The sequence below is a fragment of the Pseudomonas sp. EA_65y_Pfl2_P74 genome (assembly GCF_963970575.1).
In the GTDB taxonomy this organism is placed as follows: Bacteria; Pseudomonadota; Gammaproteobacteria; order Pseudomonadales; family Pseudomonadaceae; genus Aquipseudomonas; species Aquipseudomonas baetica_A.
In genome coordinates this window covers 108,307-131,003 of the sequence record NZ_CAXAOQ010000001.1, presented here as the reverse complement: position 1 = coordinate 131,003, position 22,697 = coordinate 108,307, and the positions used below count along the sequence as shown (strand labels likewise).

The 22,697-nt window shown below is 59.4% G+C and carries 18 protein-coding genes; 13 read left to right on the top strand and 5 right to left on the bottom strand.

Features of this window, described 5'->3' with window-relative positions; all coding sequences use genetic code 11:
* Positions 1-52: 52 nt before the first annotated feature.
* Both betT and epsC read right to left on the bottom strand, forming a co-directional pair.
* Positions 53-2,014: a choline transporter BetT gene (betT, locus tag AACY18_RS00550; protein WP_339431664.1), complete on the bottom strand. Its 1,962-nt coding sequence runs from the start codon at positions 2,012-2,014 to the stop codon at positions 53-55.
* Positions 2,015-2,399: 385 nt separating this feature from the next.
* Complete coding sequence (gene epsC / locus AACY18_RS00545) at positions 2,400-3,326, bottom strand: serine O-acetyltransferase EpsC (protein WP_339431570.1); 927 nt, start codon at positions 3,324-3,326, stop codon at positions 2,400-2,402.
* Between the two features lie 190 nt (positions 3,327-3,516).
* On the opposite strand from epsC, the gene AACY18_RS00540 reads away from it, so the two are divergent.
* From AACY18_RS00540 to AACY18_RS00490, 11 genes are all read left to right on the top strand, one after another.
* Positions 3,517-4,509, top strand: coding sequence for a D-cysteine desulfhydrase (locus tag AACY18_RS00540; protein ID WP_339431571.1), 993 nt, complete (start codon positions 3,517-3,519; stop codon positions 4,507-4,509).
* 235 nt (positions 4,510-4,744) lie between these two features.
* Positions 4,745-5,545 (top strand): cystine ABC transporter substrate-binding protein, encoded by an 801-nt coding sequence (tcyJ, locus tag AACY18_RS00535; RefSeq protein WP_339431572.1) that lies wholly within the window; start codon positions 4,745-4,747, stop codon positions 5,543-5,545.
* Positions 5,545-6,210, top strand: coding sequence for a cystine ABC transporter permease (gene tcyL / locus AACY18_RS00530; protein ID WP_339431573.1), 666 nt, complete (start codon positions 5,545-5,547; stop codon positions 6,208-6,210). Before tcyJ ends, tcyL begins: the two co-directional genes overlap by 1 nt.
* A 4-nt stretch (positions 6,211-6,214) precedes the next feature.
* Positions 6,215-6,964 (top strand): L-cystine ABC transporter ATP-binding protein TcyN, encoded by a 750-nt coding sequence (tcyN, locus tag AACY18_RS00525; RefSeq protein WP_339431574.1) that lies wholly within the window; start codon positions 6,215-6,217, stop codon positions 6,962-6,964.
* A gap of 471 nt (positions 6,965-7,435) precedes the next feature.
* Complete coding sequence (locus AACY18_RS00520; protein WP_339463960.1) at positions 7,436-8,200, top strand: hypothetical protein; 765 nt, start codon at positions 7,436-7,438, stop codon at positions 8,198-8,200.
* A 267-nt stretch (positions 8,201-8,467) separates the two neighbouring features.
* Complete coding sequence (locus AACY18_RS00515; RefSeq protein WP_339463958.1) at positions 8,468-9,709, top strand: SfnB family sulfur acquisition oxidoreductase; 1,242 nt, start codon at positions 8,468-8,470, stop codon at positions 9,707-9,709.
* 36 nt (positions 9,710-9,745) lie between these two features.
* On the top strand, positions 9,746-10,939 hold the full coding sequence (locus tag AACY18_RS00510; protein ID WP_339431577.1) for an SfnB family sulfur acquisition oxidoreductase: 1,194 nt from the start codon (positions 9,746-9,748) through the stop codon (positions 10,937-10,939).
* Complete coding sequence (locus AACY18_RS00505; RefSeq protein ID WP_339463957.1) at positions 10,939-12,291, top strand: LLM class flavin-dependent oxidoreductase; 1,353 nt, start codon at positions 10,939-10,941, stop codon at positions 12,289-12,291. Before AACY18_RS00510 ends, AACY18_RS00505 begins: the two co-directional genes overlap by 1 nt.
* 63 nt (positions 12,292-12,354) lie before the next feature.
* Complete coding sequence (locus AACY18_RS00500) at positions 12,355-13,164, top strand: MetQ/NlpA family ABC transporter substrate-binding protein (protein WP_339463956.1); 810 nt, start codon at positions 12,355-12,357, stop codon at positions 13,162-13,164.
* 2 nt (positions 13,165-13,166) lie between these two features.
* Positions 13,167-14,288 carry a methionine ABC transporter ATP-binding protein gene (locus AACY18_RS00495; protein WP_339431580.1) on the top strand — a complete coding sequence of 374 codons (1,122 nt, stop codon included), beginning with the start codon at positions 13,167-13,169 and terminating at the stop codon, positions 14,286-14,288.
* Positions 14,278-14,922 carry a methionine ABC transporter permease gene (locus tag AACY18_RS00490; RefSeq protein WP_339431581.1) on the top strand — a complete coding sequence of 215 codons (645 nt, stop codon included), beginning with the start codon at positions 14,278-14,280 and terminating at the stop codon, positions 14,920-14,922. The genes AACY18_RS00495 and AACY18_RS00490 overlap by 11 nt, the downstream gene beginning before the upstream one ends.
* Positions 14,923-15,016: 94 nt before the next feature.
* Here AACY18_RS00490 and AACY18_RS00485 read toward each other — a convergent pair whose 3' ends face one another.
* The gene (locus AACY18_RS00485; protein ID WP_339463955.1) at positions 15,017-17,836 is read right to left on the bottom strand and encodes an RHS repeat domain-containing protein; all 2,820 of its coding nucleotides are present in this window, start codon (positions 17,834-17,836) and stop codon (positions 15,017-15,019) included.
* A gap of 104 nt (positions 17,837-17,940) precedes the next feature.
* Positions 17,941-19,275 (bottom strand): hypothetical protein, encoded by a 1,335-nt coding sequence (locus tag AACY18_RS00480; protein ID WP_339463954.1) that lies wholly within the window; start codon positions 19,273-19,275, stop codon positions 17,941-17,943.
* Here AACY18_RS00480 and AACY18_RS00475 point away from each other — a divergent pair.
* Together AACY18_RS00475 and AACY18_RS00470 are read left to right on the top strand one after the other, a co-directional pair.
* On the top strand, positions 19,274-19,624 hold the full coding sequence (locus tag AACY18_RS00475) for a hypothetical protein (RefSeq protein WP_339463953.1): 351 nt from the start codon (positions 19,274-19,276) through the stop codon (positions 19,622-19,624). The genes AACY18_RS00480 and AACY18_RS00475 overlap by 2 nt on opposite strands.
* A 146-nt stretch (positions 19,625-19,770) precedes the next feature.
* Positions 19,771-20,397, top strand: a complete 627-nt coding sequence (locus AACY18_RS00470) for a class I SAM-dependent methyltransferase (protein ID WP_339431585.1) — start codon at positions 19,771-19,773, stop codon at positions 20,395-20,397.
* Position 20,398: 1 nt separating this feature from the next.
* On the opposite strand, the gene AACY18_RS00465 is transcribed toward AACY18_RS00470, so the two are convergent.
* Positions 20,399-22,651 (bottom strand): glycoside hydrolase, encoded by a 2,253-nt coding sequence (locus tag AACY18_RS00465; protein WP_339463952.1) that lies wholly within the window; start codon positions 22,649-22,651, stop codon positions 20,399-20,401.
* Positions 22,652-22,697: the final 46 nt, after the last annotated feature.

Genomic DNA, 22,697 nt, shown 5'->3' with positions numbered 1-22,697 from the left:
GGCAGGGTGCTTGAGCACCGAGTCTTGATCCGACTCGGCGCTCAACCCACGATCAACGCACCAGATGCAGGAACTGCATGTGCCGTTCGTACTGGTCGAGGATGTCGTTGATGATCTGCTCTTTGGTGTAGCCGACCATATCGTAGTCCTGACTGCCCTCGCTCAGGTGCACTTCGGCGCGGTAGTAGCGGCGATTGTTGAGCTGCTTGGAGCCCATGCCACCCCGGGCGAATGATGGCGTGAAGTAGCCGCGCATCTGCACTTGGTAGATGAACGCATGCTGCTCGCCATGGCCGATTTCCAGGCTGACGCTGTCGTTGGCCGGGTCCGGCTGGGTGACCACGTTCAGGCCTTTTTCGACAAACACCGCCGTCACTTCTTCAATTGCCGGGCGCACGGTGGTGTCCATGAAACGGTACACCTCGTCACGCGACGGGAAGTGCACGGCCTGGCTCAGACGCTGTCGCCAGCCCCCTGAACCACGCCGCGAGCCGGACACCGGCGCCAGCGAGTGCAGTTGCGCGATCTGCTTCTGCGACTCCAGATAGAACGCCTTGTGCAGGCCCCACATCATCAAAAGCAGGATCAGCGAGAACGGCAACGAGGTCAGCACCACCGCCGACTTCAGTGCATCGATGCTGCCGGAGAATAGCAGCGAGCTGGTGATCAGCGCCGTCATCACGCCCCAGAACACCCGCAGCCATTTCGGCCCGTCTTCGTCCGGGTTGCCGCCCTTGGCCGACAGTGTCGAGAGCACCACGGTACCGGAGTCGGCTGAGGTGACGAAGAACACGAAGCTGATGAACACCGTCACAGCGATGACGGTTTTGCTCCACGGGTAGGTTTCCAGCAACAGATAAATGCTCATCGACGGGTTGTCGAGGGCCGACATGCCGAGCGCGCTCATGCCGTGATTGAGCACCTGATCGAGGGCGCTGTTGCCGAAGATCGACATCCACGCCAAGGTGAAGCCGAGCGGGATCAGCAGCACGCCGAAGACGAACTCACGAATGGTGCGGCCACGGGAAATCCGTGCGATGAACAAGCCCACGAAGGGCGACCATGCGATCCACCAGGCCCAGTAGAACACCGTCCAGCCGCCAAGCCAGTCGCTCGGTGTGTCATAGGCGTAGAGGTCAAAACTCTTCATCGGCAAGGCACCGAGGTAGTCGCCAACGTTCTGGATCAAGGTATTGAGCAGATGCTGGGTGGGGCCGGCGAACAGCACGAACAGCAGCAGCGCGCAGGCCAGCAGCATGTTGATGTCGGACATCACCCGCACGCCTTTATCCACACCGGCGACAGCCACGATGATCGCCGCGCCCATCATCAGGGTAATCAAACCGACTTGAATCCACTGGGTGTGCGCGATGCCGAACAAGTAGTCCAGGCCCGAGTTCAGGTGCAGCACGCCAAAGCCCATATCGGCGCCGAGGCCGAACACGGTAGCGATGATGCCGAAGCCGTCCACCGCGTAACCGATGGGGCCGTTGATGCGTTTGCCGATCAGTGGATACAGCGCCGAACGCAGGGCCAGCGGCAGGTTGTGACGGTAGGCAAAGTAGGCCAGCGCCATGCCGACGAAGGCGAACACCCCCCAGCCGTGCAAGCCCCAGTGCAGAAACAGAATCTGCATCGCCTGGCGCGCCGCGTCCGCCGTGCCGGCCTCGCCTTGCGGCGGTTGCAGCATGTGGGTCAGCGGTTCGGACACGCAGAAGAAAAACAACGTGATGCTGATCCCGGCAGCGAACAGCATGCCGGCCCAGGACAGGTAACTGAATTCGGGTTCGTCGTGGTCGGCACCGAGTTTGATCTTGCCGTAGCCGGATAACGCGGTGACCACCACGAAGACCAGATACAGGCTCATCGCGAGCATGTAGTACCAGCCGACCGTATTGGCCGCCCAGTTCTGCGCAGCCAGCAGCCAGGCACCGGCCTGTTGTGGCATGGCGATGACCACAAGACCAAAGAGCAGAATGACCGTCGCGGCGAAGTAGAACACCGGCGGATTCATGCGTACCAGGCCGCTGGCGGGGGTTGACGATGCACTCATGAAACGCGCACCTCGATGGATTGAGACGTGGCTGAAATGATCGGACTCAGCAAAGGCAAGCCTCCTGTTGTGAGCGGGCAGCGAACCACCGGTTTAACTTGAATGAACGTTCAAGTTAAACATGGATAGGACGCTAACGACTAATCGTACGGCCAGCCGGTCGTGTTCCTACGCTAGCTCAAGGTGAGGTATGACGTGGAGTTGGAGAGATTGGTTCAGTGGAGAATTGGCGCAGGGACATTATCTGGATTCGCCCCAAGACCCATTCGTGAGCAAGCCCCCTCATTCCTGCGATGGGAGCGGGCTTGCTCGCGAAGAGGCTGGATGCCGCAACAAAAATCAGAAGCTACTTCTGCGTCCCGTCATCATGCTGCAAATTGGCCTGGGTCAAATTGCACCCCGCCGGCACGCTGCGGGTCAGCCACACGTTGCCGCCGATGGTCGACCCCTTGCCGATGGTGATCCGCCCAAGAATCGTCGCCCCGGCATAAATCACCACGTCGTCCTCGACAATAGGATGGCGTGGATGGCCCTTCTGCAATTGCCCGTCTTCATCGGCCGGGAAGCGCTTGGCGCCTAACGTTACCGCCTGATAGATCCGCACACGCTCACCAATGATCGCCGTCTCGCCAATCACCACACCCGTGCCGTGATCAATAAAGAAACTACGGCCGATCTGCGCGCCCGGATGGATATCAATGCCGGTGGCCGAGTGCGCAATTTCTGCGCTGATCCGCGCCAGCAACGGCAGCCCTGCACGATACAAATGGTGGGCGAGACGATGGTGAATCACCGCCAGAATCCCCGGGTAGCACAGCAGTACTTCATCCACACTGCGCGCCGCCGGATCGCCGTGATAGGCCGCCAGCACATCGGTGTCGAGCAACGTGCGCAAGCCCGGCAATGCCAAGGCAAAATCCTGAATGATCTGGAGCGCCCGGGTCTCCACTTCGCTGTCGTCCTGGGCGCTGTGGCGGGCGACGTAGCGCAGTTCCAGACGTGTCTGGGCGAGCAACGCATTCAGCGCGACATCGAGGGTGTGGCCGACGTAGAAGTCTTCGCTTTCCTCACGCAAATCCACCGGCCCCAGACGCATCGGGAACAATGCCCCACACAGCGCTTCAAGAATCTGCGCCATCGCGGCGCGGGACGGCAGTTCGCGCCCACCCTGCTCGCCGGATGCCCGGCCATTCTGGGCGCGCCACTGATCCCGCGCGCTGCGCAGTTGACTGACGATGGTCTGTAATTGCCAATGGCTGGAACGCTCGCTCACGGTAAAGACTCCTCACGGGCGGCCGGAGTGCCTGGCCGCGTCAACGGCGACTACTTTAAGGCATGCCTGTGAGGGCGAATTAAGAACCGATAGTGCTGGGCTCAGTCCATTTGGCTATAAGCGATTGATGGTTGCCCGTGCAAAAGCGCGTGCCTATAGTCCCTTCATCTTTCTCCTCCAGTACGCAACCATGATTAAACAACAGCTGGATCGCTTTACTCGCCTGGAACTGCTTGGCCAGCCGACCCCACTGGAAAAACTTGAGCGCCTGTCCACCTGGCTCGGCCGTGACGTCTACATCAAACGCGATGACCTGACGCCGCTGGCCATGGGCGGCAACAAGCTGCGCAAACTCGAGTACCTCGCCGCCGACGCCCTCGCCCAGGGCGCCGACACGCTGATCACCGCCGGTGCGCTGCAATCGAACCACGTTCGCCAGACGGCGGCGCTGGCCGCCAAACTCGGCCTGAGTTGCGTGGCGTTGCTGGAAAATCCGCTGGGCACCGAAGACAGCAACTACACCGGCAATGGCAATCGCCTGCTGCTGGATCTGTTCGACACAAAAGTTGAGCTGGTCGACAACCTCGACAACGCCGATGAACAACTCGCGGCCCTCGCCGTGCGTCTGCGCAGCAACGGAAAAAAACCGTATCTGGTACCGATTGGCGGCTCCAACGCCCTCGGTGCCTTGGGTTATGTGCGTGCCGGGCTTGAGCTGGCCGAACAGATCAAAGACACCGGGCTCGACTTCGCCGCCGTGGTACTGGCATCGGGTAGCGCCGGGACCCACAGCGGCCTGGCGCTGGCGTTGAGTGAGGCATTGCCGCAACTGCCGGTGATCGGCGTGACCGTGTCGCGCACTGAAGAAGAGCAGCGCCCGAAAGTGCAGGGGCTGGCGCAACGTACTGCTGAGCTGCTCGGCGTTGAGCTGCCGGCCAGCTTCAAGATTGAGCTGTGGGACGAATATTTCGGCCCGCGTTATGGCGAACCCAATGCCGGGACGCTGGCAGCGGTGAAATTGCTGGCCAGTCAGGAAGCGGTGTTGCTCGACCCGGTATACACCGGCAAGGCCATGGCCGGGTTGCTTGATGGCATCGGTCGGCAGCGCTTCGAAGAAGGCCCGATCATCTTCCTGCATACCGGCGGGGCGCCGGCGTTGTTTGCCTATAAGGACTTCTTGTAAGCGGAAGACGAGACCGTTCCCACGCAGAGCGTGGGAAGGTTTTATATTCAAATAAGGAATATCAATTTCAATATTAAGTATTTTCAAGTCTAACCAAGTCGTCATATAGTCTCGCCGCAGGCGAATTTCGCGCGAGACGCTTAAGCTGCTTTAAGGCAGGATAGCGCTGTCGTCCAATTCCCGAATTCGCCAACTTTCCTTAAGCGTCTTCCATAAGAAAACACAGGGGCTTGTCATGAATTTTTCCGCACTACGTCGCAATCTGCTGGTCGGTTCGCTGGGCCTGGCGCTGAGCGCCGGTCTGATCAGCCAGGCGGTTGCTGGTGAGCAACTGCAACAGATCAAGGACAAAGGCGTAATCAACGTCGGCCTGGAAGGCACTTACCCACCGTTCAGCTTCGTCGATGCCGACGGCAAGCTGTCCGGTTTCGAAGTCGAGCTCTCCCAAGCGCTGGCGCAGAAACTGGGCGTCAAAGCCAAGATTCAGCCGACCAAGTGGGACGGTATTCTCGCGGCGCTGGAATCCAAGCGCCTGGACATAGTGGTCAACCAAGTGACCATCTCCGAGGACCGCAAGAAGAAGTATGACTTCTCCGAGCCGTACACCATCTCCGGGATTCAGGCGTTGGTGCTCAAAAGCAAAGAAGCCGCGCTGAACATCAAGACCGCAGCTGACCTGTCCGGCAAGAAAGTCGGCGTAGGCCTGGGCACCAACTACGAACAATGGGTTCGTGCCAACGTGCCTGGCGCTGACGTGCGCACCTACGATGATGATCCGACCAAGTTCGCCGACCTGAACAACGGCCGTACCGACGCCATCCTGATCGACCGCCTGGCCGCGCTTGAATACGCCAAGAAAGCCCCGAAAACCGTGGCGGCCGGTCAAGCGTTCTCCCGTCAGGAGTCCGGCATTGCCTTGCGCAAAGGTGAACCGGAACTGCTGGCTGCCGTGAACAAAGCCCTCGACGAGCTGCGTGCCGACGGCACTCTGGCCAAGATCTCGGAAAAATACTTCCAAGCTGACGTCACTCAATAATGGAAGAAGCTTTCCAACTCGCACTCGACTCCGCGCCCTTCCTGCTCAAGGGCGCGTACTACACGGTCGTCCTCAGCCTTGGCGGGATGTTCTTCGGCCTGCTGCTGGGCTTTGGCCTGGCGTTGATGCGTCTGTCGCGTTTCAAAACAGTCAACTGGCTGGCCCGTATCTACGTGTCGTTCTTTCGCGGCACGCCGTTGCTGGTGCAACTGTTCGTGATCTATTACGGCTTGCCGCAAATGGGTGTGGAACTCGACCCCCTGCCCGCCGCGCTGATTGGCTTCTCGCTGAACATGGCCGCTTACGCCTGTGAAATCCTGCGCGCGGCGATCGGTTCGATCGAACGTGGCCAGTGGGAAGCTGCGGCGAGTATCGGTATGACCCGCGCGCAGACTTTGCGCCGGGCCATCCTGCCGCAAGCGATGCGCACGGCACTGCCGCCGCTGGGCAACAGCTTCATTTCGCTGGTCAAGGACACCGCGCTGGCCGCCACCATCCAGGTGCCGGAACTGTTCCGTCAGGCGCAGTTGATCACCGCCCGGACTTTCGAAGTCTTCACCATGTATCTTGCCGCCGCGCTGATCTACTGGATTCTGGCCACAGTGCTCTCGCACTTGCAGAACAAGTTGGAAGAGCGGGTCAACCGGCACGACCAGGAGTCCTGACCCCATGATTGTCGTGGAAAAACTGACCAAGCAATTCAAGCATCAAGTCGTGCTCAACGGCATCGATCTTGAAGTCAAGGAAGGCGAGGTCGTGGCAATCATCGGCCCCAGCGGCTCGGGTAAAACCACGTTCCTGCGCTGCCTGAACTTCCTTGAACAACCCACCAGCGGCCGGATCAAGGTCGGCGATATCGAGATCGATACCAGCCGCCCGCTGAACCAGCAGCAAAGCCTGGTGCGCAACCTGCGCCAGCATGTGGGTTTCGTGTTCCAGAACTTCAACCTGTTTCCCCATCGCACTGCCCTGGAAAACGTCATCGAAGGCCCGGTCGTGGTCAAGAAGATGCCGCGCGAGCAAGCCATTGCCCTGGGCATGAAGCTGTTGGCCAAGGTCGGCCTCGCCGGTAAGGAAGACGCCTATCCGCGTCGTCTCTCCGGTGGCCAGCAACAGCGCGTGGCGATTGCCCGGGCGCTGGCAATGGAGCCGGAAGTGATCCTGTTCGACGAGCCGACTTCGGCCCTCGATCCGGAACTGGTGGGCGAAGTACTGGCGACCATCCGCGGCCTCGCCGAGGAGAAACGCACCATGGTCATCGTCACCCACGAAATGGGCTTCGCCCGCGACGTGGCCAACCGCGTGGTGTTTTTCGACAAGGGCGTGATCGTCGAACAAGGTGAAGCCAAAGCATTGTTTGCCGACCCCAAAGAAGAGCGCACCAAACAGTTTCTCAGCAAGTTTTTGAATCACACCTGAAAACCCTTGCTGTGCGAGACGTCAACTTCCATGGATGGAAGTTACCTTTTTCGCCGCGTAAAACTTTCCTGAATATATACAACCTGCCTGGAACCGATGCGATACATGTATATATTCTGAAACCACTATTGCGTGTATAAAATCCGCCGCGCCTTTCATCGCAGCTACCAAATAACGCTGCGCCAAAACTGGCAAAAAGCCCGGAGTTCTGTGGTCTCGTTCACCATACACCCTAGGCACACGGCTTCAACAACGTAGGAATATTCTGATTAGTTCGTAATTCATTGATTAACTAACGCCGTCTATTGACACCCCTTCCCGCACACTCTTATCTAGTCGCCAACCGGCGCTACTTAGTTCAATCAACCCGCACTAACTTGGACATCAGTTCACAGATTTATTGCCCGTTGATTCACGCCTTTTGTTCTTTCAGAAACGGACTTCGCTGCAAGGCTTCAAGGAGAGAAATCGATGACTCGCACTTCGCATACCCCCGAACTGGCAGCGCCGACCCTGGCGTCAGCGCAAAAAAACGGCATCAATCTGGCTGCTGCCGCTCATCTGTTGATCGAGGTGTCGCCCTACCCCGACATGGACTGCGGCGACCTGATCGAACTGTTCTGGAACAAATGCTATGTCGCCTCCAAGGTACTGACGACCGAGGACGTTGGCGCGACAGTCAACCTGCGGGTGCCGGAAAGTTTTATTGTCAATGGCACCGCCCGCATTCACTACCGGGTGATGCAGGTCGGCCAAGGCCCGGCGCTGTCGGCGGCAAGCCGTGTGCAGGTCAAACTCGATTGCCCGGGCGGCCAACCGTCGGCATTGTGCGGTGACGAAAACCAGCAACTGGCGCCGGTAACGATCCCTGACACCATTCGCCGCCAGGGCGTGAACCCGAACCAGATCAAACGCGGTGTGCCGTTGACCATCGAGCCTTACACGAACATGGCCGAGGATGACGCCATTACTGTGCGCTGGGGTGATGTTCGCATGGATCTGGCGCCCATCACGGCAGCGGATGTCGGCCTGCCGATTCAGGTCTGGGTACCGCCGGCAGTGATTGTCGAAGCCGGCGAGGATCTGCGCCTGGACGTGACCTATTGCATCCTCGACCGGGTCGGCAACAACTCGCGCTGGGCGCCGCCAAGGACGCTGAAGATCGGTTGCGTGAATCCTTATCTGAAAGTGCCGTTGAAGCCCACCTGCAAGGCGGCTGAATCCCGCAAAAAATAAAGCCTAAGGCGGAGTGAGGAGCCTTGGCCCCTCACCGCAAAGGGCTTGAGCATCCCGACCATCACACCTTCATATGCATATTCCTAAAAGTTAGTTCATTTAATTTTTATACACGCTTAGGGTATATGAACCGGACCACCGGACATTCTTTCGTTCGCCGCACTTCGCGGCGTTATTCATGAGATGTGAGGTAGGTCGTATGGTCCGGAACACAATCACCCCAGTGCAGATCGCCAGGGCATTGCGTGCAGCCAGGGAGTGGCGCTGATGTCCAGTCTGGCAGACGCGAACGTCCAGTCTGATCTGGACATCGCCCCCTTGTTGTTGCCCGCGCAGGTCTTGCGCAACGACGCCCAAGCCATTGAGGCCGCCCATGAGCTGGCGCAAGTCGCGCTCGTGCAAGCCGCCAATCGCGACCGCCAGCGCCAGTTGCCTTGGTTACTGATCGAACAGTTCACCCGCAGCGGTCTGGGCAGCATTGCAATCGCGCGCCAATACGGTGGCCCGCAGGTTTCGTTCGTCACGCTGGCCGAGGTGTTCGCGATCATTTCCGCCGCCGATCCGGCGTTGGGACAGATCCCGCAGAACCAGTTCGGCATCATCCATCTGCTGCTCGGCAGTGCCACCGACGCGCAAAAACAACAGCTGTTCCAGAGTGTTCTCGAAGGCTGGCGCATCGGCAATGGCGGCCCTGAGCGTGGCACCAGAAACACCCTCCAATTGAAAGCGCGAATCACCGCCGACGGCGACGATTACCTGCTCAATGGCCAGAAGTTCTATTCCACTGGCGCGCTGTTTGCGCACTGGGTTGCGGTCAAAGCGCTCAACGATGATGGCAAGCAAGTGCTGGCGTTCGTCCGACGTGGCACGCCAGGTTTGCGCATTGTTGATGACTGGTCGGGCTTCGGTCAGCGCACCACCGCCAGCGGCACGATCGTGCTCAACAACGTGCGCGTCGAAGCGGCTCTTGTCGTTGATAACTGGAAGATCAACGAAACCCCGAACACCCAAGGCGCAATCTCGCAATTGATTCAGGCGGCGATCGACGCCGGCATTGCCCGTGGCGCTATCGAAGACACCATCGAATTCGTCAAAACCCGTTCGCGACCATGGATCGACGCCAAGGTCGAACGCGCCAGCGATGACCTCTACGTGATCGCCGACATCGGCAAACTGAAAATCGAACTGCACGCCGCCCAGGCGCTGCTGCGCAAGGCCGGGCAAGTGCTCGATCAAGTGCACGCCGCGCCGATAACGGCCGAGTCCGCCGCCCGCGCTTCAATTGCCGTGGCCGAAGCCAAAGTGCTGACCACCGAGATCTCGCTGCTGGCCAGCGAAAAGCTTTTCGAACTGGCCGGCAGCCGCGCGACCCTCGCCGAATTCAACCTCGACCGTCACTGGCGCAATGCCCGGGTGCACACCCTGCACGACCCGGTGCGCTGGAAATATCAGGCGGTCGGCGCCTATCACCTCAATGGCAAGCTACCGGCTCGCCACTCCTGGATCTGACGACCGCACACCTTCTCAAGAGCCTTGGAGAAACCTATGCCTCTTTCCCATCCCGTCGCGGTCATCACCAGCGATGAGCAAGCCCTGATCATCGCCAGCGACCTGGCCGAAGATTTCAAACGCGACAGCGCCGTGCGGGACCGTGAGCGGCGACTGCCGCTGCCGGAACTCGACGTGTTTTCCCGCTCCGGCCTGTGGGGCATCAGCGTGCCGAAAGAATACGGCGGCGCCGGTGTGTCCAACGTGACGCTGGCCAACGTCATCGCCCTGATCGCTGAGGCCGATGGCTCTCTCGGGCAGATTCCGCAGAACCATTTCTACGCCCTCGAAGTGCTGCGAGTGAACGGCAGCCACGAACAGAAACAACGGTTGTACGCCGAGGTTTTAGCCGGTCAGCGCTTCGGCAATGCGCTGGCGGAACTGGGCACCCAAACCGCCCACCATCGCGTCAGCAGCCTCAAGCGTGAAGGCGAGGGCTATCGCATCAATGGCCGCAAGTTCTATGCGACCGGCGCGATTTACGCGCAACGCATTCCAACGTCCGTCGTCGATGAAAACGGCGTGCAGCAACTGGCCTTCGTGCCTCGCGACAGCCAGGGCCTGAGCGTGATCGACGATTGGAGCGGCTTCGGCCAGCGCACCACCGGCAGCGGTTCGGTGCTCTTCGAAGACGTGTATGTCGCCGCCGAAGACGTGATCCCGTTCCAGAGCGCCTTCGAACGTCCGACCACCGTCGGTCCGCTGGCGCAGATTCTTCACGCCGCTATCGACACCGGCATCGCCCGCGCCGCTTACGAAGATGCGTTGCACTTTGTGCGTAGCAAGACGCGCCCATGGATCGACGCCGGCAACGACAACGCCACCGAAGACCCGCTGACGTTGAAGAGCTTCGGCCACTTGAGCATTCGCCTGCACGCCACCGAGGCGCTGCTGGAACGCGCCGGTGAATTCCTCGACAAGGCTCAGGCCCAGACCAGCGCCGAAACGGTCGCCGCCGCCTCGATTGCCGTCGCCGAAGCACGGGCGATCAGCACAGAAATCTCCCTCACCGCCGCCAGCACCTTGTTCGAACTGGCCGGCAGTCAGGCCACCCTGATCGAGCACGGCCTCGACCGCCACTGGCGCAACGCCCGCGTGCACACGCTGCACGATCCGGTGCGCTGGAAGTACCACGCGGTGGGCAATTACTACCTCAACGATGAAAACCCGCCATTGCGGGGCACGATCTGATGAGCAAGAAAAAGATCCTGCTCAACGCGTTCAACATGAACTGCATCGGCCACATCAACCACGGCTTATGGACGCATCCACGCGACAACTCAACCCAGTTCAACAGCATTGAATACTGGACCGAACTGGCGCAGTTGCTGGAGCGTGGCTTGTTCGACGGTTTGTTCATCGCCGACATCGTCGGCGTGTACGACGTCTACCAGAACTCGGTGGACGTCACGCTGAAAGAGTCGATCCAGTTGCCGGTCAACGATCCGTTGCTGCTGGTGTCGGCGATGGCGGCGGTGACGAAAAACCTCGGTTTCGGCCTGACCGCCAACCTCACCTATGAGCCGCCGTATCTGTTCGCCCGACGCCTGTCGACCCTCGATCATTTGAGCCGTGGCCGCGTCGGCTGGAATATCGTCACCGGATACCTCGACAGCGCGGCAAAAGCCATGGGCCTGCGCGAGCAGGTCGAGCATGACCGTCGTTACGATCAGGCTGACGAGTACCTGGAGGTGCTCTACAAACTCTGGGAAGGCAGTTGGGAAAACGGCGCGGTGCTCAATGATCGCGAGCAGCGGATCTACGCCCAACCGGAGAAAGTGCACAAGGTCGAGCACAAGGGCGAGTTCTATCAGGTCGAGGGTTATCACCTCTGCGAGCCTTCACCGCAGCGCACGCCGGTGCTGTTCCAGGCCGGCAGTTCCGATCGCGGCTTGCTGTTCGCCGGGCGTCACGCCGAGTGCGTGTTCATCAGCGGCCAGAACAAACCGTCGACCAAGGTGCAGGTGGACAAAGTCCGCGCCAGCGCCGTCGAGGCCGGGCGCAATCCCGAGGACATCAAGGTGTTCATGGGCCTCAACGTCATCGTCGGCGAAACCGAAGAAGCGGCGTGGGCCAAGCACGCCGAGTACCTGAGCTACGCCAGTGCCGAGGCCGGCGTGGCACATTTTTCGGCGTCCACCGGCGTCGACTTTTCCCGGTACGCGATCGACGAACCGATCCAGTACGTGAAGAGCAACGCCATCCAGTCCGCGACCAAGAATCTGCAGAACAACGACTGGACCCGACGCAAATTGCTCGAACAGCACGCTCTGGGCGGTCGCTACATCACCGTGGTCGGCTCGCCTGCGCAAGTGGCGGATGAGCTGCAATCGTGGATCACCGAAACCGGGCTGGACGGCTTCAACCTCACGCGCATCGTTACTCCGGAAAGCTATGTCGATTTTATCGAACTGGTGATTCCGGAGTTGCAACGGCGTGGGTCGTACAAAACCGCGTATGACAGCGGCAGCTTGCGCGAGAAGCTGTTTCACGCAGGGGCGCAGTTGCCCGAGCAACACATCGGATCTTCATTTCGTCGCTAAAAGCTTGCTCGCGAAGAGGCCCTACCAGACACCCATATTCATGCACTGACTGGAAACCACACCATGACCCAGAAATTCCTGACCCACCCAGTCAAAGCACTGGCCCTGACCTTCGGCCTGTTCAGCTCGGCGGTGTTCGCCGCCGATGCACCACTGAAAATCGGCACCACCGCCGCGTTCGCGATTCCGCTGGAAGCCGCCGTCGAAGAGGCCTCCAAACAAGGCCTGAAAGTCGAGCTGGTGGAGTTCACCGACTGGATCGCACCGAACGTCAGCCTCGCGGCCGGCGACATCGACGTGAACTACTTTCAGCACATCCCGTTCCTTGAAAACGCCAAGGCCGCCGCCGGTTTTGACCTGGTGCCGTTCGCCCCGGGGATCATCAACAACGTCGGCCTCTATTCGAAAAAATACAAAAGCTTCGACGAGTTGCCTGAAGGCGCCAGCGTCGCCATCGCCAACGACCCGATCAACAGCGGTCGCGGTCTGCAACTGCTGGCCAAGGCCGGGTTGATCACGCTGAAACCGGGCGTTGGCTACAAGGCCACCGAAGACGACATCGTCGCCAACCCGAAGAAAATCAAAATCCTTCAGGTCGAAGCCGTGCAACTGGTGCGCGCCTATGACGACGCCGATCTAGTCCAGGGCTACCCGGCCTATATTCGTCTGGCCAAGACCTTCGATACCGGCTCCGCGCTGCTGTTCGACGGTCTCGACCACAAGGAATACGTGATCCAGTTCGTCATCCGGCCCAAGAGCAAGGACGATCCGCGTCTGATCAAATTGGTCGACATCTACCAGCACTCGCCGGCCGTGCGTGCCGCGCTGGATAAGGCCCACGGCAAGCTGTACCAGGCCGGTTGGGAAAGCTGAACATGACGGCCGCGATCCAACGGCGACTGGAGATTCCAGAGCCCAACAATGCTGAAAAAACCGAACTGCATCCCGAGCTGAATCGCGCCCACATACGCTTCATCGGCCTGGGCAAAACCTATAACGGCCGGCAAGGTCCGGTCGCGGCCCTGCAAGGCATTGATCTGGCGATCCAGCGCGGCGAGGTGTTCGGCATCATCGGCCGCAGCGGCGCGGGCAAATCGTCGCTGATCCGCACGATCAATCGTCTGGAGCAACCGACGTCGGGGCGTGTGCTGATCGATCAGGTCGACATCGGCGAGTTCGATGAAGATCGCCTCGTCGCCCTGCGCCGACGCATCGGCATGATCTTTCAGCACTTCAATCTGATGTCGGCCAAGACCGTTTGGCAGAACGTCGAATTGCCGCTGAAAGTCGCCGGGGTGCCGAAAGAACAGCGCGAGAAAAAGGTTCGCGAACTGCTTGAACTGGTCGGTCTGCAAGCCAAACACAAGGCCTATCCGGCACAGCTTTCCGGCGGCCAGAAACAGCGCGTCGGCATCGCCCGGGCCTTGGTTCACGACCCGGACATTCTGCTCTGCGACGAAGCCACTTCGGCACTCGACCCGGAGACCACTCAATCGATCCTCGGCCTGCTGCGCGAGATCAATAAACGTCTGGGCCTGACCATCGTGCTGATCACCCACGAGATGGCGGTGATCCGCGAAATCTGCGACCGCGTCGTGGTGCTGGAGCACGGGCGGATCGTCGAGCAAGGCCCGGTCTGGGAAGTGTTCGGCGACCCACAGCACGCGGTCAGCCAGACGTTGCTCGCACCGCTGCAACACGCTTTGCCACAAGAATTGCAGAGCCGTTTGCACACGCTACCGCCCTCGCCCGGCGCCGCTGTGGTGCTGCGTTTGCAGTTCACTGGGGCGGCCGGCGATGAGCCGGACCTGGCGGCCTTGTTCGCCGCACTCGACGGACGGGTGAAATTGCTTCAGGGCGGTGTGGAACGGATTCAGGGCCACGCGCTGGGGCAACTGCTGCTGGCCGTCAGTGGATCATCGCTGAGCACCGAGCAGTTGCGTCAGCGCGCGGGTGATTGGGCGCAACGGGTGGAGGTGTCGGGTTATGTGGTTTGAGCGCTTGCTACAGGGGTTTATCGACACGTTTGTGATGGTCGGTGTGTCGTCGCTGATCGCCCTGCTGGTGGGGATTCCCATGGCGGTGATTCTGGTCACCAGCGACAAGGGCGGGATCTACCAGGCGCCGGTGCTGAATCGCGCCTTGGGTGCGTTCGTGAACCTGTTCCGCTCGGTCCCGTTTCTGATTCTGATGGTGGCGCTGATTCCGTTTACCCGGTTGATCGTCGGCACCACCTACGGCGTGTGGGCGGCGGTGGTGCCGCTGACGATTGCAGCGACGCCGTTCTTTGCGCGGATTGCCGAAGTCAGCCTGCGCGAAGTCGATCATGGTCTGATCGAAGCCGCGCAAGCCATGGGCTGCCGGCGCTGGCACATCGTCTGGCATGTGCTGTTGCCCGAAGCGCTGCCGGGAATTGTCGGCGGTTTCACCATCACCTTGGTGACGATGATCAACTCCTCGGCCATGGCCGGGGCGATTGGTGCCGGTGGCCTGGGCGACATCGCTTATCGCTACGGCTATCAACGCTTTGACAGCCAGGTCATGTTGACGGTGATCGTGCTGCTGGTGGCGTTGGTGGCGGTGATTCAGTTGGGTGGCGATCGGTTGGCGCGGGGGTTGAACAAGCGTTGAGTGGGTTGTTCTTGTTCATTGTGGCTTGGGGTACGCCCCCCAAGTCACTCAACCTTTTGTTGGACTATAGCTATCGAGTCACCCGCATCGAATTTCAACCATAAAGCAAACTGTTGAATAAATTGTTGTCTTCCTGCCTGGATCGATACAGATCACTCATACTTTTTGCTGCGTAAACAAGACTATCCGCGTTATTAGCCGCCATTTCCGCACGCAGATGAGGAGCCTGATTAAACATTTCAATCGACGTTTCAAGATCCAATATATCCGGCATCCCCATATAGTTACCAACCGAGGTAATGAAATCACGATGAGACGCCGTGTACTGTTGTGAAAAAACAAGATTCAAACCGCCGTGCATGATGGCTTCGGACAGACCTCGAGCAGGCAAATCATATTGCATCACTGGGTAATTCAAAAGCTCCGGCGAATTAGAGTTCAGGTAGAAATTATCTAACGCACCAGGCCCGACCGCGCTAACCCGGCTAACCCTGTTCAAGTGCATTAATTCATGCCCCAATACCAGACCTGAGTTGCCATTAACTCTGTCTAGATTAATAGCAATACGCCCATAAAAATCGCCAGGTCTGACCTCTGCAGTTGAGTGCCTCGCTGTTCCTGGGACCGCTATAAAACCTAAAAACTTTCCTCTCGCCGCTGGCCTACCGTAGGCATTTGCCAGTTCCCTTCCACGCGTCCAAATTCCCGGAAGCCTGTTTTCTACCGCGCTGTATTGCGGACCAAAGTAACTCTGCAAGATTCCTGAGGTTTCTGCGTACCCTTGCGTTAACACATAAGTTGCCTCTGCGAAAACCTTCTCCACTTCAGACAACTGCGAGCTTATTACAGACGCTTGGTCCATAGGAAACGCATCAAGTCCTCGTGCAGCAATCAGTTTCTCCGAGCCGATGAGTGCTGTTTCCACAAAATCATCTTTACCTTCGTAAAAAAACCTGCCATCCACGTCTTTCCTAGCGACAGGATTATTTGCAACAAAACAGAAAATGTTCAAGCCATTGATTTCTCCAGCTGGATCCGGACTAATCCAGCGCTGCAACCATGGCGCGTAATACCGATGTCCATAGTAATAGAGCCCGGTCGCATCCCTCTCCTTGCCCGAATAACGAATGGTTTTGTCATTCGCCACCCCTGCACTTTTACCCGCCCAGCACGCCGTACCGCCAAAGGGATAATAGTGTTCCTGCGTTAGCACAGTCGCTTGCTCATTCAGTTCCAATGTGCTGGAACCGAGATGATCGCTGAGGCTGTACCTCTGTTGGTCGACGTAATTACCTTCGGGCCAGTGCAACACTCGAACGCTGCAAGGTCCGGCTTCGACGCGGACGACATGGCGTACTTCGCCACTGGCCTGTCGATGGATTTCCAGGCCAGGGAGATAACGGATTTCACTGTGCAAAGTCCGGCGATTGGATTGGCTGAAAATTGCCTTGCGCAACCGATGGCCTGGTCGGTCATAGGCATACGACTCATAGTCGTCAGCTTCGCCCTCGCGTTTGACCAACGTCACCTGACTCAACTGATTGCGGATGTCCCAGAGCATAGCCTGTCCGCGTTGCAGCTCCAGTTGATTGCCGCAGGCATCAAAGCCCAGCGTTATTTGTGGCTCTCCCGGCAAAGTACCGTCATCCCGTTGCCCCAAACCTCGATTGCTGTGCGCGGAGGTGAACATCGAAAACCCCGGCGCACCACTGTGGTGTCGGGTGATCAGGTTGCCCGCCGTGTCGTAGTCGAATGTCTGGGTGTAGTTGCGCCGTTGATTAGGGTCCAGCGGTGTGGGCAGCAGATCCGGTAACGCCGGGCCATGGCTCGGCTGACTGACTTCCCAGCCCTTGGCCTCAACCAGTTGATACAGGCTGTCGTAGCGATAACGGCTGATCGGCTCGATGCGCTGGTGATTGAAGTACGTGACGGCCTGGGTTTTATCTTCCAGGCTGACGATGTTGCCCACCGGGTCGTAGCCGTAATGCAAATTCTGCAATGGAGGTTGCTCACCGAGACCGGCGATCAGGCTGAGCAACCGGCCGTCATCTGGGCTGTATTCAGCGCGGCTGACGACGCCGTTTCCGGCGGTCTCACGTTCGATCTGTTCTTGAGCGTTGTATTGGATATCACTGAACAGACACTGCAACGGCTTACCTTCACCGGCCAGTAGAAGCCAGGTCGCGGAGGGTTTGCCCGATACGTTGTAATGAACGGTTTGGGTATTGCCCATGGCATCGATCTGGCGCTGCAGTTCGCCCGTCGGGTAGAAAGCGTGACGGGTTATGTACGACTTTTCTTCAAGATACTCGTCACGAACGTCGGGATCGGTGGGCCAGTCAGGCAGGTCGAGCACTGTCAGAAAGCGCCGGGATTCGGCCAGCTCGGCACCGGTCAGACCGTAGTCGTTGATGATGCGGTTACCGGCCGGATCGTCATGGCGGATCAGGCGACCGCACTGGTTGTGCTGCGCGAACGCATCGCTGGCAGCGGCATAGGTCAATCGCTCGACCACACGAGATGGCTCGCCACGGGCCTGCTCCTTCAGTGCCACCGGACGCTGCTGTTCGTCGAATTCGGTGTGACGCTGGCTACCTCGTGCATCCCAGAACGAACAGGTCAAACCCGCCTGGTTCAGCAAACTCAACTGCCAACCCGCATCGACACTGTCCGTCAGCAAGGCCTGACCGCTCAGCCCATAAGCCGTGGCCAGATTCGGTTTCGGCGCCGTTCCCCACAATCGCGGGTCCCACGACGCCACCTGACGTCCAGCCGCATCGAACATTTGCCGAGTAATGCGCGGGTCGATGTCGGGCTGGTCCGGATGTCGGCAATAGCCGACGCGGCGGATCACCTGCGAGCGAGAGTCCATGACCGACAGCGTCGGCGTGGCGGTGTCGTGGTGAACAATCATGGTCGGCGGCGTCCGTCATACACATGGGTGAACACTGAACGCTTTTGGCTCGCGCCGATACTGTAAGAACTAACAGGTACAGAGTCGGCGCCGCCCAATTCAACTCAAAGATCCTCGATCAGGCTGTCGAGCCATGCATATTCAGTTTTGCTTCGATGCAACTCTTGCATGCTTTTTGTCGCGCAGATAATGCTGTCAGCATTATTGGCGGCCATGTGCGCGCGCATCTGCGGGTTTGCATTGAAGAGATCAACGGCCGTCTGAAGATCCGGAACGTCGCGCATTCCCAGGTAATGGCTGACCCCCGACAGGAACTCACTGTGGTCGTTCATAAAGACATTCAAATATTCGGCTGTCAGTCCACCGCGCATGATGACCTCGGAAACACCGCGCTCCGGAACGTCGTAAACGGTTAGCGGTTCCGATGTCAGAAAAGCACGCGCCTCGACGCCCAGGTAGAAATAATCCGACGCGTTGGGTCCGATGGCCGCGAACCGATCGATTCTGTTGGTGTGCAACATTTCATGGCCCAGCGTCAGGCTCAACGCCCCGGCACGCAGGTATTTGCGATTGATGAACACCCGGCCATGGAAATCACCTTTGTACATCCAGGCCAAGTGATTGCCGGCAGTATCAACCCCCAGGAATTTATCGTCCCCCCAAAACCCTTGATACTCTTTGGAAACTGCCAATCCTCGCGAGACGCACTCAGAGAATCGCGGCGAAACGGTTTGGTGGTCGGTCCCAAAGTAGCTTTCGTAGACGGCATCGGCTTCCTGGTATTTCAGCGCGATTGCCCGACTGGCATCAGAGAACGTGCTTTGGACCACTCGCAACTCCGAGCGGATAATGGCTGCCTGCTCCGCAGGAAATTGCCGCAACCCACGCGCCACCAGAGTGGTGCCCGCGTCGAGTCCGAGCTCAAACACGTCATCCTTGCCGGTATGAATGCGGTCGCGTTCCAGTTTCCAGGTTTTGCTTTGCGGCTCGAAAAACAGTACCGGTCCCGAGGGCTCCAGTTCAGACAACAGGGTCGCTCGATACTCTCCGCTCGTCCGGTCTCGCCTGACCTGGGCGATCTTGCCGGGCGCGATATCGACGTACAGCCGCCCCTTGACCACCCTGAAGCCTTGAGCATTGGCCTCAGCCAGTTTCTCCGGAGGTTTCAACAGATAGTGTTCAAGTGTTTTAACCTCGGGGCGAATAGGCAAAATCCCGGCAGACAGCAACGGGGTAATCGTAACGGCCGGGACTGCAGGAACCGACGCGCCAGGGTCGCGGGCAACCTCCATGTGTGCTTGCTCCGCATCAGGGCGAAAATTCTTTATCGCAGGCCCATCTCCGTCCAGCGGATTGCCGGGTCTTCTGCGGGGTGAATCTACGTCTGCCGGGCTACGGATGGTCGACGAGGTAGTAGCGGGTTTGCGAACAATGCTCATGAAAAAATCCTTTTTTCTAAGTGAATCTCCCCTTAAAAAAAACCGGGCAGACATCGCGACAGTCGTCTATCGCGCAGGCGTCATTACATCCCGAAGCGGACAACGCGGTGCGGTACATATGTATTGCACAGACGTTGGGGGTTTATGCTTTGCCGTGAGTAGCGATTCACACCGAAAAGGAAAAATTTCGCACAGGAAAATCAGAGAACCTACAGGCCTGTTCCCTTTCCTTTGTCATCTGAAAGGCGCGGACCGGGCCAGGGCTTTTTCGGTCTGGCATTTGCTGAAGATGGCCAAGACGATGGTGGATCGTTCGATTGATTGTCTGGGGATGAAACCTTCTGGCTGAAGTACTTTGTCGCCAGTAAAACCGCTTTCGCGGGCAGGCTCGCACAGTCGGAATGCGTGCTCCTGTGTGTGGCGATGAGTTGCGCAGCAGCCCCCAGCCTGATGGCGTATATTCGCCAAACCTCCATCGCCCCACGCAGCCCAGCCATGAAGCAGACGCCCTCCGACCTTCAACAGATCACCGCCACCACCCTCGGCCACTACAACTCGGTGGCCGAAGACTTTCGCGAAGGCACGCGCGATCACGATGTCAGCCAGAACATTGATGCGCTGTTGCGGCACATTCAGGGTGCCGCGCCGTTCACCATTCTTGATTTCGGCTGCGGCCCAGGGCGGGATTTGCAGACGTTCACACGTTTGGGCCACGTCGCGGTCGGCCTCGACGGCTCGCAGGAGTTTGCGCGCATGGCCCGCGAGGACAGCGGTTGCGAGGTCTTGCAGCAGGACTTTTTGAAACTCGATCTGCCTTCAGAGCGCTTCGACGGTGTTTTCGCCAACGCCGTGCTCTTTCATGTGCCCTTGCAGGAGTTGCCACGGGTATTGCAGCAGTTGCGCAACGCACTGAAACCCGGTGGCGTGCTGTTCAGCTCCAATCCACGCGGGGATAACAGCGAGGGCTGGAACGGGCCGCGGTATGGCGCGTATCACGACCTTGAGGCGTGGCGCCGGTTGCTTACCACGGCCGGGTTCGTCGAACTGGAACATTACTTCCGCCCCGCCGGGCTGCCACGCGAGCAACAACCCTGGCTGGCCAGCGTCTGGCGCAAGGCCTGAGTCAGGGAGCAGCCTGCACCCGGTAGTGGCTGACGGCGCCGTCGGGCGTCAACACCGTGATGCTCTCGCCGGGCAAGGTCTGCCCCTGCACTTCACGCGATGCCTGATCAAAATTGGCCAGCAGTCGAGTGCCGTCTTCAAATGAAGTCTGCTGCACCTGCCGATCCTCGCTCAGCCATTGGAAACCGGTGAGTGCCTGAGTGGCCAGCCGCTCATGCAGCGGGCGGAAAAACGCATCCTGCCGCGCAATCAAAGGTAAGCGCTGCGCCAGCGTCGCCGCACTCAGGTGATACAGCGGCGGCACGTTGTAGAGCAACTGCGTGAGTTCGTTTTCTACCCGTACGTTGCTCAGCTTCAGGCTGTCGAACAACCAGTGATGCGTGGTGATGACCGAGCCGTGAAACACCGCCTGGTACAGCGGCAAACGGCTGGCCGGATCAAAGTGAATGCGTCGATACGGCGCTTTAATCGGCACCGGTTTGAAGAACACCGCCGGTTGCTCGGGTGGATACCATTGGCCCGTGAAGTATTCGGAGTCGCGGTTCTTGCTCATGTCGACATCACCCCATCCGATCACGGGCGTCTGCATACCATGGGCGAACAACACGCCCTGCGCCGTCGTCGCGTTGCCGTCCTCGGAACCGCTGGGCAGTTGCAGCGTTTCATTGATCCAGCGTGATGCCTGGACGTTACCTTCAGCGTTTTGCGCCTGGGTCATCGTCGAGCCCGGCCGATAGCTGTCGAACACCATGCCCGTGGCATAGGCGTCGAGGAACCAGCTGTTGAAACCAGCGGCAGCGCTGACCGCTTTGACTCGCTGCTCCAGCAACGGGCGCACGCAACGAGGATCGGTGTAATGGCCCGACTGCTGAAAGCCGGTTTTCGGCTCACCGCTTTGCAGCACGATGGCGCAGTCCACGTTGGCTTTGTCCCCCAGGTGCGCCGTCGTCCAGTCCGGGTTCTCGTCACGGCTCAGCGCCGTCTCGTAGGAGTCGTACGGTGCCATCAGATACCCCGCCGCCACGCCAGCGCGAACCGCCTCAGGATGCCAGAGTCCACCCTCCCAGCCTTCGCCGAGCCCCAGCCACAGGCGTGTCAGCCCGGCACTCTGCAAGCCTTTGATGGTATCGAGCGACAAGGTACTGCCCCAACGCTTAGGATCGTCCGTCAAGGCGTCAACAAACTCCGTGGCCAACTGCGCACGCAGCGCAACGTACCCGTCGACCAGCGCTTGCATGTCGGGCTGCGCGCGGGCCTGCCAGGTTTTGCGCGCCTGCGTGGCCAGCGCACGGTTGAGACCGCGCAACAGGACGGTTTGCTGGTAGCGGTTGACCACCGTTTGGGTGGCGAGCAGTTGCAATGCCTCACGATCCATCCCGGCGCGCAGCGCGCTGGCGAGCTCGCCCTGGCCGCGTAACTGGCCAAGCAGTGCCGGCCAGTTACGCACATCCTTTGACCCCAGCAGATCATTGCCCCACAGGTAGACATGACTGGCACCCAACAACTTGCTGGCCTGCGGGGTTTTCTCAAGTTTGCTGTTCAGGGTTTCGTAGCGCCCGTTATCGATCAGCCATTGCCGGTAGCGCTTGGCCCCCGCCAACGGCTCGGCCGCGCCCAGGTACAGGCTGAAGGTCAGCGGCGTTGAAGGGGCGAGTGCAGTGAATTGGTGCCGCGCCGCCAACGCCAGCGTGTCGCCGTCAGCGCTGAACAGCAGTTGATTGTTGTAGGGGTTGGTCAGCAACCAGTTGAGGCTGAACCCATCATGCTCAACGCCCCACAGCGGCAGGCTCAGGTCCTGGGTCGTGTTGAATTCGCCCTGCCCCAGCAAAAACTGTCGCCACACCGGATCAGCCCGGGGCACGTAATGTCCTTCGGCCAGTGGCCAGATCAGGCCTTTGCCCATGGCGCTGCCGGGTTGGCGCAGGAACTCCAGTTCGGCGGGGTCGCGCGCGGTGATCGAGAAGGACAGGTCACGCTGATCGAGTTCTACGCTGAGCGACCAGGCGCCATCGTCCCATTGCCAATCGAGGCGATTGCCGCGTCTGACCAGTTGGCTGACCTTGTGCGCTTGCCCCCCCGAAGATGCCTGCACGGTCGCGCTGTTGGCCGGGGTGACCCGTAACGCGAGCGTCGCGGGGTCGATCTGCACCTGCCACAGCGAGTTTTCCAACAGCGTTTCGGCCAGCGATGAGGGCGACAGGCACAGGCCGGCCATCAACAGCAGTTGGCGCAGCCAGCAAGCGACAGTCGACATCGGGTGTCCTCCTCCAAATGGAGGAGGGACGGTAACGCAATAAATC

Coding starts and splice junctions, on each gene's coding strand:
- betT (WP_339431664.1), bottom strand. CDS start 2,014: ATGAATCCGCCGGTGTTCTACTTCGCCGCGACGGTCATTCTGCTCTTT.
- AACY18_RS00495 (WP_339431580.1), top strand. CDS start 13,167: ATGACGGCCGCGATCCAACGGCGACTGGAGATTCCAGAGCCCAACAAT.
- AACY18_RS00505 (WP_339463957.1), top strand. CDS start 10,939: ATGAGCAAGAAAAAGATCCTGCTCAACGCGTTCAACATGAACTGCATC.
- AACY18_RS00520 (WP_339463960.1), top strand. CDS start 7,436: ATGACTCGCACTTCGCATACCCCCGAACTGGCAGCGCCGACCCTGGCG.
- AACY18_RS00510 (WP_339431577.1), top strand. CDS start 9,746: ATGCCTCTTTCCCATCCCGTCGCGGTCATCACCAGCGATGAGCAAGCC.
- AACY18_RS00500 (WP_339463956.1), top strand. CDS start 12,355: ATGACCCAGAAATTCCTGACCCACCCAGTCAAAGCACTGGCCCTGACC.
- AACY18_RS00540 (WP_339431571.1), top strand. CDS start 3,517: ATGATTAAACAACAGCTGGATCGCTTTACTCGCCTGGAACTGCTTGGC.
- AACY18_RS00465 (WP_339463952.1), bottom strand. CDS start 22,651: ATGTCGACTGTCGCTTGCTGGCTGCGCCAACTGCTGTTGATGGCCGGC.
- AACY18_RS00480 (WP_339463954.1), bottom strand. CDS start 19,275: ATGAGCATTGTTCGCAAACCCGCTACTACCTCGTCGACCATCCGTAGC.
- AACY18_RS00490 (WP_339431581.1), top strand. CDS start 14,278: ATGTGGTTTGAGCGCTTGCTACAGGGGTTTATCGACACGTTTGTGATG.
- tcyJ (WP_339431572.1), top strand. CDS start 4,745: ATGAATTTTTCCGCACTACGTCGCAATCTGCTGGTCGGTTCGCTGGGC.
- tcyL (WP_339431573.1), top strand. CDS start 5,545: ATGGAAGAAGCTTTCCAACTCGCACTCGACTCCGCGCCCTTCCTGCTC.
- AACY18_RS00485 (WP_339463955.1), bottom strand. CDS start 17,836: ATGATTGTTCACCACGACACCGCCACGCCGACGCTGTCGGTCATGGAC.
- AACY18_RS00475 (WP_339463953.1), top strand. CDS start 19,274: ATGAAAAAATCCTTTTTTCTAAGTGAATCTCCCCTTAAAAAAAACCGG.
- tcyN (WP_339431574.1), top strand. CDS start 6,215: ATGATTGTCGTGGAAAAACTGACCAAGCAATTCAAGCATCAAGTCGTG.
- AACY18_RS00515 (WP_339463958.1), top strand. CDS start 8,468: ATGTCCAGTCTGGCAGACGCGAACGTCCAGTCTGATCTGGACATCGCC.
- AACY18_RS00470 (WP_339431585.1), top strand. CDS start 19,771: ATGAAGCAGACGCCCTCCGACCTTCAACAGATCACCGCCACCACCCTC.